Consider the following 13,690-nt stretch of genomic DNA (forward strand, 5'->3'; position numbering starts at 1 on the left):
AAGGAGAAGTATTCACCTCTCCTTTTTAGCGGTATTAACACATTAGTCTGAAGCAGCGTCGTCGTCGTCTTCTTCGTCATCGTCTTCATCACGCAGTGGAACGATCAACATGTCAATATGAACGGTGTTGATCAACTGGCGGGCTGAAGACATCAGCTTGCTCCAGAAGTCCTGATGGTGGCCACATAGCACTAAATCGACGCTGTATTTATTGATGGCATCGATTAAAACCTGGGCTAAATCGCCGCTGCCGCTTAGGGTTTCTGAGATGGGGTAACCCGCGTTTTGCGAAAGTTCATTCAGTGCGTGATGTGTTTCTTCAGAGATGCGTTTCTGCATATCGCCCAGGTTGACGTCAATCAGACCGGTGTATAAATCAGAGTAATTTACGTCAACGTGGATCAAAGACACTTTGGCGTTATACGGACGCGCCATAGAAACCGCTTTCTCAACCAGAACTTTGCTTTCGGGAGACAGATCAACTGCAATAAGTATGTGTTTGTAAGACATAAGAAAACTCCTTTCATAAATCAGTTAATAGCGATATCAGCATCATGCAATTTTCATGTTTTTAGTATAGCGCTAAAACGTCCAGAGAAATCAAGACCGCTGCCTCGTTTCGAAAAAGTGGTCCTCACGCAAAGCATATAAGCAAATGATATGAAGATGTTTCCCCTTTTTTCATTTCGTTTCCTACACTAAATAATGAGGGGCTGGCTTTGTACGCCAGACGTCCTTGATATTTTTGGCGATAATAGGGGAGGCGGGGTAGTTTGACCCGAGATGAGATGTCTTAGGCGGTAAGGCGAAGCGGCGGGCTGGCGCTATTTAAAAGTGGCACGGTGCGTTGTAAATTCGTCTTGAGGGGGAATTATGATCAGTCCCGTTGCGCTGTTTTGGGCTTTATGTTTTGTCTGCGTAGTGAATATGCTGCGTTACTACTCGTCTTTGCGGGCATTGCTGGTGGTGTTACGCGGATGCGATCCTCTGCTGTATCAGTATGTCGATGGCGGTGGTTTTTTCACCGCGCATGGGCAACCGGTTAAGCAGATCAGATTGGTGCGGTACATCTATGCCCAGCGTTATAACGATCATCATGATCCCGAGTTTATCCGCCGTTGTGAACGCGTGCGGGGACAGTTTGTTCTTACTACCGCATTGGTAGGGTTAATACTCATCAGCATGGTAGCAATGCTGATTTGGTATTAATGATCGGTGAATGGAGGATGTTTTGAGACTTCGAAAAAAGAGAAAGGCGGCTTAATATTAAGCCGCCTTTCTTATTTCAACTTACCCGATTTAAATCAGTTTTAGCGCAATCCAGTACAGCACACCAGAAAGGACAATCGATACCGGCAGGGTTAAGATCCATGCCATGGCGATATTTTTCACAGTTTTGCTCTGCACGCCACCACCGTCAACCAGCATGGTGCCCGCAACGGCAGAAGAGAGTACGTGGGTTGTGGAAACGGGCATGCCGGTATAACTGGCGACACCAATCGACACGGCGGCGGTTAACTGCGCCGACAGGCCCTGTGCGTAAGTCATACCTTTCTTACCAATCTTCTCGCCAATGGTGGTCGCAACGCGCCTCCAGCCAATCATGGTACCCAGTGCCAACGCCAGCGCGACAGCGATGATGATCCAGATTGGGGCATACTCTACGGTTTGCAGAATGTCGCTTTTCAGCTCGGCCAGGAAGCGTTTGTCTGCTGCCGTGGTTTCATTCAGCTTGGTCACTTTGTCTGCGGTATCCGCTACGCACATCAGCAGACGACGCATATGGCTGCGCTGCTCTGGTGTCAGGTCGCTGTAGGATTGCAGGTTTGTCAGCAGTGCTTGAGTACGATCAATCGCGTCCATCGCGTGAGAGCTGTCGCAATGGAACTCTTTTTCCTTTGGCGTATCTGCTGCGTTTGCTGCTGCTTCATCTGGAGTCGGTACGATGGGAGTCAGCGCTACCACGTGCGGCAAGGCATCGGCATGGAGCCGGTAGAACTGCTGCAGGTTCGTCACTGCGTCGCGGGTGCGGGTAATGTCGTAACCTGTGGCGTTCATGTTTAGCACGAAGCCCGCAGGAGCAACACCAATCAGCACCAGCATAATCAAGCCGATGCCTTTCTGGCCGTCGTTAGCGCCGTGCGAGAAGCTGACACCAATGGCAGACAGAATCAGGCCGATACGTGTCCAGAATGGCGGTTTCTTTTTACCGTCTTTCTTTTCTCGTTCGGCTGGCGTCATATGAATCCGTGCGTGTTTTTTGGTACCGCTCCAGTAGCGGCGCAGTACGAAAATCATAGTACCGGCCATGATCATCCCGACCAGCGGAGAAATGATTAATGAGGCGAAAATACCAATCATCTTCGGAATGTTTAACGCATCAACCACTGAGCTGTGGGTGACCAAGGCATTCGTCAGACCAACGCCGATGATGGCACCGATGAGTGTATGGGAACTGGAGGCCGGTAAGCCAAAATACCAGGTTCCGAGGTTCCAGATGATGGCAGCCAGCAGCATGGAGAACACCATGGCCAGACCGTGAGTAGAACCGACATTCAGTAATAAATCTGTTGGCAATAGATGAACAATGGCATAAGCCACGCTCAAACCACCGAGGATAACGCCAAGGAAGTTAAATACCCCAGCCATGACAACCGCAAGTTGCGAGCGCATTGCTCGGGTATAGATGACAGTAGCTACTGCGTTAGCCGTATCATGAAAGCCATTGATAGCTTCGTAGAACAGTACAAACAGTAACGCGAGAATCAATAACGAACCGGTATGGAGATCTAACCCGGCAAATAAATGCAGCATATTTGTTACGCCAGTTTGTGGTCATGAACGCCGCGCATTATCTGCGAGAACAGGGGGGCGGTAAAAGGGAAATATGACATTTTTTTGACGAAAAGCAGTTAATGTTTCTCCTTACTTGATAGTAATCTTTTTTAAATCAAATAATTACACACACAATGTGACGTAACATTTACTTACTATCGCTGTGTTTGTTCTGACAGACTGGTTTCGAGCCCTCACGCGCCTTACAATCGCCGCCCGTAGCGCGTTTGCGGCGACAAGTTAAATGCGCCATTGATATAAACGCAACTGAAGATTTAAAGACAAGTGAGGCCGATGTGGAACAGGTAGATGTGGTGGTCGTTGGTGCTGGCGCAGCAGGTATGTTTTGCGCGGCTCTGGCTGGACAGGCTGGCCGTCGGGTGATGTTGCTGGATAACGGCAAAAAACTTGGCCGCAAAATACTGATGTCCGGTGGCGGCCGTTGCAACTTCACTAACCTCTATACAGAACCGGCCGCTTACCTTTCTCAAAATCCACATTTCTGTAAATCAGCACTGGCACGTTATACCCAATGGGATTTCATTGATATGGTCAACCGTCACGGTATTGCCTGGCATGAAAAAACCCTGGGTCAACTGTTCTGTGATGATTCGGCGCAGCAAATCGTCGCCATGCTCGAAAGCGAATGTGCCGAAGGTAACGTAGATATCCGCCTGCGTAGCGAGATCACTGAGGTCGAAAAAAACCAAACTGGCTTTGAAATCAAAGTGAATGGTTCAACTGTAAGTACTCACTCACTTGTGGTGGCGAGCGGTGGATTATCAATGCCGGGTCTTGGCGCTTCGCCTTGGGGATACCGCCTGGCTGAGCAATTTGGGCTAAAAGTCCTACCGACCCGTGCCGGGCTGGTGCCTTTTACTCTGCATAAACCGCTACTCGACCATATTCAAATGCTGTCCGGCGTATCGGTACCGTCGGTGCTGACTGCGGAAGATGGCACGGTGTTCCGTGAAAGCATTCTGTTTACCCACCGCGGGATGTCCGGACCGGCCGTTTTACAGCTGTCGAGTTATTGGCAGCCAGGGGAGTTTGTAAGTGTTAACTTACTTCCTGATGTCGATCTGGCAGGGTTTCTGGATTCTCAACGACAGGAACACCCTAATCAAAGCTTGAAAAATACCTTGGCAATACAGTTGCCAAAACGGCTGGTGGAGTGCCTGCAAACCTTAGGGCAACTGCCAGACGTCTCCCTGAAACAGCTCAATGCACCGCAACAATCCGAACTGGTAGAGCAATTGCAGAACTGGCAGGTGCAGCCGAATGGCACCGAAGGTTACCGTACCGCCGAAGTGACGCTGGGCGGGGTTGATACCAAAGCGCTGTCGTCAAAAACCATGGCGGCTGAAAAAGTGCCGGGTTTGTATTTCATCGGCGAAGTGGTGGATGTGACTGGCTGGCTGGGCGGCTATAACTTCCAATGGGCATGGAGCTCTGCGTGGGCCTGTGCACAGGCGCTGAGTGTTGCGCGGGAACAATAATCTTTGTACATAAACCATAAAGCTTGTGCATAAGAAGCTTTCGGAATCTTTGCATCTGTACCTTCGCTATACTTCATCCGTCTTTTTTGCCAGAGATGAAGCATTTTGGCAGGGCATAGAAGGCTTGATCCGCACGCTGATTTCTAACCTGTAGTCAGTCAATATTTGTTTTGTGAGGGTTTTTATCTCATATGAAATTACGTTCACTACAAGTTCTCTGTTTACTCAACTTTTTTATCGCCGATGTCCGTGACGGACTTGGGCCTTTTTTGGGAATATTTCTGGTATCCCATCACTGGCAGGCGAATGAGATTGGTCTTGTCATGACGGTGGGCGGCCTGGCCGGGTTATTGGCCACTTTTCCTTCAGGGATGATTGTTGATGCCACGCGTTACAAACGCTTGTTAATTATCACCTCATCCGTATTGATTACTTTCAGCACACTTGCCCTCTGGTATTTCCCTACTTCAGCCGTCGTTATTTTATCGCAAATCATAACCGGTGTAGCGGCCGCGATCATCGCGCCGGCTATTGCTGGAATAACCTTAGGCATTACCGGTCAGAAAGGCTTTTTGGATCAAATGGGCCGAAATGAAGCTTTCAACCACAGTGGTAACATGGCGGTTGCGGTATTGGCCGCGTTAACCTGCTGGATTTGGGGGACAGGATCGGTATTTTTACTGATGACGACGATGGCTGTGTGCACCGTCATATGTACATTAGGGATTAACAAAAAAGAGATAGACCATAATGTGGCCCGGGGTATTGAAAAACAGGATGGCCCGGTAGTTCCTGTCCAGTTTTTTGCGCTACTAAAGCGACCTGAGTTGGCGGTAACGGGATTCACTCTGCTTCTCTTCCATCTGGCCAATGCGGCACAACTGCCCATGTTAAGTATGCAGGTAGCCTCCTCAACCTCGGGTTCAATGTTCACACCAGGCACATATGCCGCATTAACGGTGGCGATTTCGCAGGCCGTCATGATCCCCGTAGCCTTGCTGACGGCGCGATATGCTTCTCAGTATGGTTACGGAAGGCTGATCTTAATTGCACTCATCGTGTTGCCGTTTCGTGCAGCCATTGCGTCCTTTGGGGGCAATGAGTTCGTTTTATTCCCTGTTCAGGCTCTGGACGGTATTGCCGCAGGTATTTTGGGGGTGGCTGTTCCTGGACTGATTGCGTCGTTGTTTAATGGTACAGGGCATATTAACGCAGCGCTTGGCCTGGTGATGTTACTGCAGGGGGTGGGCGCTTCACTCAGTCCTGCGCTGGCCGGGGCCATTGTCAGCTATACGTCATCATGGAGTTTTGCATTTATCACTCTGGGGGTAATCGCACTGTGTGCCCTGTTGATCTGGGTGATTTTTGGCAGGCTCGTTTTGAAACATTACTTTACCCTGCCGAAATCCTGATTAAGAGGGGAACCGATGAGGTAGCAGGATGTGAAATCATGGCGTGCAACCTCGTTAAGGCCAACGGCAAAAAACCGCCATCCTATAAACCACAGAGTGGTTTATAGGATGTAGAAAAGGGTTTAGGAAGCCTTGTCATACAATCCGCTCTATTTAAATGACACAATGATTACCATCATGAGTTATCAGCACTAAAATTCTATATATAATAAAAATCTTAAATATCAAAAAGATAAAAGCAGACTCTTATATTGAGAGAGTGTGTATATTCGTCACTGACTCGCCGTTAAATTAAAAATGCACTGCCATTAATTTCCCTAATGTATAGAAACAAAAATTCATTTTTTTGAGGAAAGGGTATGAGTCGCCATACTCAAAGGCGTATACGTGGCGGATACCAAGCCCTTAGCAGAATAACTGTTTGACTTGCTTATAGAATATTTTCATTTATATCAATAAGTTGAACGCGTCAAAATAAATAGGTCACTGCCTCGATAAACCACGACAAGGCATGCTCTTTAATAAAGGGCGGATCTATTTATCTTGTTTGCTTTCAATTTCAATACAATTTATTTTCGTATTAATTACACACGGTTTTTAACAAGACAGGTAAAATGAAAAATTGAGAATGAGCGTTCACTTAGGATCAATTCACTTATGGTTTTTAAAAAACTGTTTATTGTAGGGCTTGTGTTTTTGGTGGTCAGTTGCGATCAGAAAAATGCAGGAGGACCGGGATCAATTCCTACTGAAGTGGGCGTGGTAACCCTAAAATCTGAGCCCGTTACCCTTTACAGTGAACTTTCGGGACGCGTCACCGGGACGATGGTTTCTGATGTCAGACCGCAGGTCGGTGGCATCATTCAGAAACGGCTTTTCACGGAAGGTGACGAGGTTCACGCGGGGCAGGTTCTTTACCAGATTGACCCAGCCACTTATCAGGCCAGTTATGATGAAGCGGTTGCGCAGATGAATAATGCTATCGCCGTGGTGAAAAGCAGCAAGCTTAAAGCTCAACGCTATGCGGCGTTACTGCGAGAAAAAGGGGTGACCCGTCAGGATGCCGACGATGCCGAAGCGACCTACCAGCAGAATGTTGCATCAGTGGCGCAGTATCGCGCTGCCGCGCAAAGTGCCCGTCTTGATCTCGAATATACCAAAATTAAGGCGCCAATTTCTGGCCGCATCGGTATTTCATCGGTTACGCCGGGTGCGCTTGTCACCGCGAGCCAGACCGATGCACTGGCAACGATAAGAGTGCTGGATCCGATTTATGTTGACCTTACTCAGTCCAGTACACAACTGCTGAAGCTGAAGAAACAGCAGCAACAGCAATCAGGTCAAAAAGAAGAAGCTGTCCCTGTGACCGTAACGTTAGACGATGGGACAAAATACCAGCATGCAGGCCGGCTTGAACTGGAAGAAGTCTCGGTGGATGAATCCACAGGAACCGTCACACTCAGAGCTATTTTCCCTAACAAGGAGCATGAGCTTCTTCCTGGAATGTATGTCAGGGCGTCGGTAAGCCAAGGGACGCGTAACGATGCTATTTTGGCTCCTCAACAGGGCATTACCCGTGATGCAAAGGGCAATGCGACAGCTCTTATTGTGGATAAGGACAATAAGGTTGAGAGCCGAAATGTGATCACTGATCGCGTGATTGGGAATAAGTGGCTGATCACCAGTGGCCTCAAGGCGGGTGACCGTCTTATTACGGAAGGTACTGGCAAAGTTCAGCCTGGTATGGAGGTTAAAACCACGGAGGTTGGCAGTAGTGCTGTGAACCAAGCTTCCAGCAAAAATTCTGGGGGCAATTAAGCATGCTTGCACAATTTTTTATCAGACGACCGGTTTTCGCATGGGTCATTGCCATTGTTATTATGCTTTTTGGCATTATCAGCATAAACAGCCTCCCGATTGCACAGTATCCAGACGTTGCTCCCCCTCAGATCACGATCCAGGCAACCTATACCGGTGCATCGGCTGAAACGCTTGAAAGCAGTGTGACTCAGGTTATCGAACAGCAGCTTACCGGTCTTGATGGCCTGCTGTATTTTTCTTCGACCAGTACGGCTTCTACGGGTCAGGTAAAAATTACAGTGACCTTCAAACAGGGTACTGACCCAGATATTGCACAGGTTCAGGTTCAGAACAAAGTTCAGCAGGCAGAAAGTCGTCTGCCGGATGCTGTCACTTCCCAAGGTGTGACCGTCGAAAAAGCGCAAAGCGACTTCCTGCTTATTATGGCGCTTTATGACAAAACCAATAAAAGTACCTCTGCTGATGTCGCAGACTACCTTGTGAGTAATATGCAGGACTCGCTCGCGCGTGTTTCAGGCGTGGGTGGCGTTCAGGTATTTGGCTCAGAATATGCGATGCGCATCTGGTTAGACCCGGTCAAACTCGCGGCTTATTCACTGATGCCCTCCGATGTGACAACGGCGATTGAGAGTCAGAACACGCAGGTCTCCTCCGGTCAACTTGGTGCGATGCCTTCAGGTAAAGAACAGCAACTTGTCGCGACCGTTCAGTCACGTTCACGCCTTCATACTCCAGAGCAATTCCGTAATATTATTCTTAAGAGTAAATCAGACGGTTCAGCTGTCCGACTCAGCGATGTGGCGCGCGTTGAGATGGGTAATGAGGATTACAGTGCTAACGTTATGGCTAATGGCCATCCGGCGGCCGGGATTGCGGTTCAACTAGCTTCAGGGGCTAATGCGCTTTCGACAGCAGAAGCAGTCAAAAAAACAGTGGCTGAATTTCAGGAAAATATGCCTGCCAGCTATGTGGTTTCTTACCCGCTAGACAGCACAGACTTTGTTAAAGTATCGATTAAAGAAGTTATTAAAACGCTTTGCGAAGCCATTTTGCTGGTTATTTTGGTGATGTTTGTTTTCTTGCAAAATATCCGCACAACATTAATCCCGGCGATTGCTGTTCCGGTGGTGCTGCTGGGAACCTTTGGTGTTCTTTCGGCCTTCGGTTATTCCATAAACACGCTCACGATGTTTGGTATGGTGCTGGCCATCGGGTTGCTGGTTGATGATGCCATCGTGGTAGTCGAAAACGTTGAGCGCGTAATGCGTGAGGAGAATCTCCCTCCTCGTCAGGCCACTGAAAAATCGATGAGAGAGATAACCGGGGCGCTTATAGGGATTGCGATGGTGCTTTCCGCCGTTTTCCTCCCGATGACTTTTTTCAGCGGCTCTACCGGCGTTATTTACCGACAATTCTCGATCACCATCGTTTCATCAATGGTGCTGTCAGTGATAGTGGCTCTTACACTGACTCCAGCCCTATGTGCCACCTTGCTTAAACCACATAATCATCAAAGTAGTGGTAATCGTTTCTTTGAATGGTTTAACCGCACATACAGTGCCATTCAAAATCGGTACAAGAATGGGGTCGGTCGCGTTATTCATGGACCAATGCGCTTTATTCTTGTTTACGGGGTGATTCTGTTGGGCTGTGCTGTCCTGTATATGCGACTGCCGACCGGGTTTCTTCCTACTGAAGACCAAGGTTATATCATGGTGCAATATACGCTGGCCCCGGGTGCCACTGAAAACCGCACCCGTGAAGTGCGTAAACAAATCCAGGAGTATTTTCAAACCAAGGAGAAAAATAACGTCAATGTCGGCATGCTGGTTGACGGCTTCAGCTTCGCTGGTAGTGGCCAAAACGCGGGTATCGGTTTTATTTCACTTAAAAACTGGGATGATCGTAAAGGCAGTGAAAATAGTGCCAATGCCATTGCTGGGCGAGCCATGATGAACTTATCGCGGATCCGGGATGCACAAATTTTCGTATTGACCCCGCCAGCGGTCTCTGGACTCGGACAGTCTAATGGTTTCACTTTTGAACTGCAGGCGCGCGCGGGGACTGACGCCAGTACGCTGATTAAATACCGTGACCAACTCATTTCTGAGGCGGCTAAAGATCCATCGTTGGATAGCGTTAGGGCCAATACCTTGCCGGACCTGCCACAGCTCCAGGTCGACATTGACGATGATAAGGCACAATCCCTTGGTGTCTCAGTGAGTGATATTAACGACACGCTAAGCGCCGCGATCGGCGGTACCTATATTAATGACTTTGTGGATCGTGGCCGTGTGAAAAAAGTCTATGTGCAGGGCGATTCGGAATATCGTAGCAAGCCAGAGGATATCAACCAATGGTTTGTTCGCGGGACTGACAGTGATGGCAATAGTACGATGGTACCATTTTCTTCTTTCGCCTCCTCTCATTGGGTATACGGAGCGGATACTCTCTCACGCTTCAACGGACTGTCTTCTTACGAAATTCAAGGGAGTGCCTCTTCTGGCAGCAGTTCCGGGGATGCAATAAAGGCGATGGAGAAACTGGCTAATAAATTACCGTCAGGAATTACGTACTCTTGGTCGTCCCTTTCATACCAAGAAAAACTCTCGGGCAATCAAGCTATGTCCCTCTACGGCATTTCTCTGATTGTGGTGTTTCTTTGCCTGGCAGCACTGTATGAAAGTTGGTCAGTACCTTTTTCCGTAATGATGGTCGTTCCCCTTGGTGTCATTGGGGCCCTTCTGGCTATCACATTACGCGGGCTGGAAAATGATGTTTATTTCCAGGTCGCTCTCCTAACCATCATTGGACTGTCAGCCAAGAATGCGATCCTTATCGTGGAATTTGCCGAGGATAATTATCGCAAGGGAGAAGATCTCATGCATGCCGCTATTCATGCCGCTTCCATGCGTCTTCGTCCCATCATTATGACGTCCCTTGCCTTTACAGCTGGCGTATTACCTCTGGCGGTTTCTTCCGGAGCAGGAGCGAACAGCCGGATTGCAATCGGGACGGGTATCGTTGGCGGGACGATTACGGCCACCTTACTTGCCATATTCTTGGTCCCTCTGTTCTTCGTTCTGGTAAGACGCCGCTTCCCGGGACTTCCGGCTGAACATAACGACGTGCGTGATGCCGATGAAGGGAAAGGAGAATAAAATGACCTTTAAGCTTCTGATTTTATGTTTGCCAATGTTGTTAGCGGGTTGTATTTCATTAGATCCAGATTATAAGCGGCCAGAATTAGCGACACCGGCAACGTCTCCCAAAGGGGAAGCTTATGCCGGTTTGGGCAAGGTGACTGCGGGACATTATCGTGACACTGGCTGGCATGATTATATCCTGGACAGCAGACTCCGGCAGGTTGTGGCGATGTCACTAGACAGTAGCCGGGATCTGCGCGAAGCGGTTGCCAATGTGAAAGCCGCTCGCGCTCAGTATGGAGAGGAGCGCTCTAATCTTTTCCCGACCATCAATGCTGAACTGAGTGGGAGTCGCGCCCGTTCACTCACCGGCGAGGGTAACAAGACGGCAGTGAGCTCCAGTTATGAGGGCGATGCCAGCGTGAGTTCCTTTGAGCTGGATCTGTTTGGGAAGAATAAAAGTTTGACGCGCGAGCAGTATGAAAGCTATCTCAGTACTCTTCAGGGAGCGCGGAGTACTCGTCTAACTGTACTTTATAATACGGTTGACTATTGGCTGACACTCGCCGCAGATCGAAGCAATCTGGTGGTCGCGAAAGAAACCGCTGAAAGTGCACGTCAATCATTGGACGTTATAAAGGCGCAGCTTAGCCACGGGACGGCATCAATGGTGGATGTCTCTTCCGCTGAAACCACATATCAATCTGCACTTGCTGATGTGGCGAGTTATAAAACCAGTGTGGCTCAGGACAAAAATGCGCTGGATCTTGTCGTCGGAAAAACCGTTCCCGACAATCTTTTACCTGAGGGAATCGACACGCTTTCACATGCGTTCCGGGAAATACCGGCGAGTATATCTTCTGACGTTTTACTGAATCGGCCTGATGTGCTCGAAGCGGAACACAACCTTAAGTCAGCCAATGCCAGTATCGGCGCTGCCCGAGCCAATTTCTTCCCAAGCATCTCGCTTACGGCAAGCGGCGGAGCGGCCAGTTCTGACCTTTCATCTCTGTTCAAGCATGGGGCCGGGGTATGGTCATTCTCTCCCAGTATTTCTCTGCCCATTTTCTCAGGCGGATATAACACTTCTCAGCTGAATTACACCAAAGCCCAGAAGGAATACTACATAGCTGCTTACGAAAAGGCGGTTCAGACAGCATTCCAGGAAGTTGCCGATGCGCTGGCCCGACGAGGCACAATAAATGAGCAACTCACCGGCCAGCAGAACTACGTTACCGCGGCAGAAAGTTATTACCATTTGGCCGACTTGCGATATCAGAATGGTGTGGATAGCTGGCTGAATGCTCTTGATGCCCAACGTACGCTCTATACCGCGCGAACCTCACTGGTGAGTACTCAGCAGGAGTATTACGAGAACTTGATTACTCTGTACAAGGTGATGGGCGGAGGAACCGCGCTGAAAGAATCAGATATCAGTCACTGATGGTATTATTTGCAGCAATACCACCCGCAGCAGAGCGCGGACTTATCCGTGGCTCAACTGACCGGCTACATCATGACAACGACAGGGAAGCGTTAAAGGGTTGTCGCCGCATCAGGCATTATTCAATGATGACGGATTCTTAGTCGAGCGAGAACAGTACGGAGTTCAGAAAAGATCCAAAGAATATAAACCGGTGGGGTATGTTTCGGGGCTGGATGAGGGATTATCCAGCCTTACTGTTTTTATGCGGATAAAAATAACAACCTGTATGCACGTAGGAAAATACGAGGTTTATCACGTTACCTGAGGCAACATATCAGAAGACATTAAGTGACATTTTCCCCTACAAGCTAAAATGAAAGAAATATCGTGTATGTATAGGGTAAATATACTGGAGTATAATTTTGGTGAGCAGTTAACACTCACCAAAATTATCAGGAGATAGGTTTGGGTTTTGAAGGTAGATAACCCAGGGCTTTATTGTTTTCATGATGGTTCTAAACTCCGTTTAACATTGTGAGTCCAGACAAACTTCAAAACCCTCTCTGGTGAAATAATTTCCCGGTTAATAAATAACAGTTGTGGTAGAAACGTTGGATAATCTAACGGGCAGTGCCATTAATAATATTAGAATTTATAATTCACCCCTATCCCTAATGAACTCATATCCGACTTGTCAACCATAGGGCTATTTTTAACATCACTGGATAGCGCGCTGTAACGCACATTGATAGAGGCTTTCCAGTTGGTTAAGAACGGGTAATCCAGAGTCATCTGTAAATAGGGGGATAGGCTGTCGTTGGGGTCGTAGGTGTTCAATCCGCTACGCCTGGATTCTTGCTGGCTGATACCATAGTAGTATTCATTCTGCTTCTTGCTGCTCCATGAGACACCGACGCCGGGAGTCAGCTGAAATTTATCCCATTCGAAGCGATAGCTGTACCCTACATCACTGGTCATGCCGTTAGTCACGCCTGATGTATCTCTCATGATATTCGCATGAATAAGTCCCCAGACATCGTGATGAATATAAGAAAAACCAGCCATTATGGTCGATTTTCGCTTATACAGTTCTTTTAACTGTGGGTCATCACTGTCTCCTGGCTTGAACTCCATCGGAGAGTAGTTACCTAATAGGTTAAATTCATTATGATCATCCTTGTATATATGAACACCGGCACCTAAACCGTGTATAAAAAAGTAAGATGAGTCATAGTCAACAAAAGGAAGGGGGGATGCTTTTGAACTTACCCCTTTATAAGGACTGTTTTTAATCGCAACGGCGGCTCCGATCGATAAATCATCCGCTGCTGAATTTTTTATTATCACCATCGAAAGAACCATGGTAATGGATGTAAGGTATTTATTTGGTTTAATCATTTTCTAATCCCAAGGTTCAATAAAAAGAGGATGGCCTGGCAACAAGCTTTCTCTCCATTCTGGCTGTTGTGAACTATTTCACCCCAGTCAGGGCGATCTGTGTTTGTTATTTAACGGAAAGTGATTTTCAGACATGGCATGTTACAGACTTAT

9 protein-coding genes are annotated in these 13,690 nt (G+C 48.1%); 6 read left to right on the forward strand and 3 right to left on the reverse strand.

The genetic code is table 11. The features are described from left to right. Positions 1 to 42: 42 nt before the first annotated feature. Entirely contained in the window at positions 43 to 510 is a 468-nt protein-coding gene (gene uspA / locus IEV89_RS14005; protein ID WP_188474145.1) for a universal stress protein UspA, read from the reverse strand. Positions 511 to 873: 363 nt separating this feature from the next. Here uspA and uspB point away from each other — a divergent pair, with 363 nt between their 5' ends. Beyond that, positions 874 to 1,209: a universal stress protein UspB gene (gene uspB / locus IEV89_RS14010; protein WP_188474146.1), complete on the forward strand. Its 336-nt coding sequence runs from the start codon at positions 874 to 876 to the stop codon at positions 1,207 to 1,209. A 90-nt stretch (positions 1,210 to 1,299) separates the two neighbouring features. Here the strand turns inward: uspB and pitA are convergent, their stop codons facing one another. Then, positions 1,300 to 2,814 (reverse strand): inorganic phosphate transporter PitA, encoded by a 1,515-nt coding sequence (gene pitA / locus IEV89_RS14015; RefSeq protein ID WP_188474147.1) that lies wholly within the window; start codon positions 2,812 to 2,814, stop codon positions 1,300 to 1,302. Between the two features lie 317 nt (positions 2,815 to 3,131). Between pitA and IEV89_RS14020 the strand changes: the two genes are divergently transcribed. The 5 genes from IEV89_RS14020 (at position 3,132) to IEV89_RS14040 (ending at position 12,157) form a co-directional block, all read left to right on the forward strand. After that, complete coding sequence (locus IEV89_RS14020; RefSeq protein WP_188474148.1) at positions 3,132 to 4,334, forward strand: BaiN/RdsA family NAD(P)/FAD-dependent oxidoreductase; 1,203 nt, start codon at positions 3,132 to 3,134, stop codon at positions 4,332 to 4,334. Between the two features lie 191 nt (positions 4,335 to 4,525). Next, positions 4,526 to 5,746 carry an MFS transporter gene (locus tag IEV89_RS14025; RefSeq protein WP_188474149.1) on the forward strand — a complete coding sequence of 407 codons (1,221 nt, stop codon included), beginning with the start codon at positions 4,526 to 4,528 and terminating at the stop codon, positions 5,744 to 5,746. 657 nt (positions 5,747 to 6,403) lie between these two features. Further along, positions 6,404 to 7,564 carry an efflux RND transporter periplasmic adaptor subunit gene (locus tag IEV89_RS14030; RefSeq protein ID WP_188474150.1) on the forward strand — a complete coding sequence of 387 codons (1,161 nt, stop codon included), beginning with the start codon at positions 6,404 to 6,406 and terminating at the stop codon, positions 7,562 to 7,564. Between the two features lie 2 nt (positions 7,565 to 7,566). Further along, the gene (locus IEV89_RS14035; protein ID WP_188474151.1) at positions 7,567 to 10,728 is read left to right on the forward strand and encodes an efflux RND transporter permease subunit; all 3,162 of its coding nucleotides are present in this window, start codon (positions 7,567 to 7,569) and stop codon (positions 10,726 to 10,728) included. Position 10,729: 1 nt separating this feature from the next. Beyond that, complete coding sequence (locus IEV89_RS14040; RefSeq protein ID WP_188474152.1) at positions 10,730 to 12,157, forward strand: efflux transporter outer membrane subunit; 1,428 nt, start codon at positions 10,730 to 10,732, stop codon at positions 12,155 to 12,157. A 627-nt stretch (positions 12,158 to 12,784) separates the two neighbouring features. On the opposite strand, the gene IEV89_RS14045 is transcribed toward IEV89_RS14040, so the two are convergent. After that, entirely contained in the window at positions 12,785 to 13,537 is a 753-nt protein-coding gene (locus IEV89_RS14045) for a MipA/OmpV family protein (protein ID WP_188474153.1), read from the reverse strand. Positions 13,538 to 13,690: the final 153 nt, after the last annotated feature.

The organism is Hafnia psychrotolerans, assembly GCF_014639435.1.
Classification (GTDB): Bacteria; Pseudomonadota; Gammaproteobacteria; order Enterobacterales; family Enterobacteriaceae; genus Ewingella; species Ewingella psychrotolerans.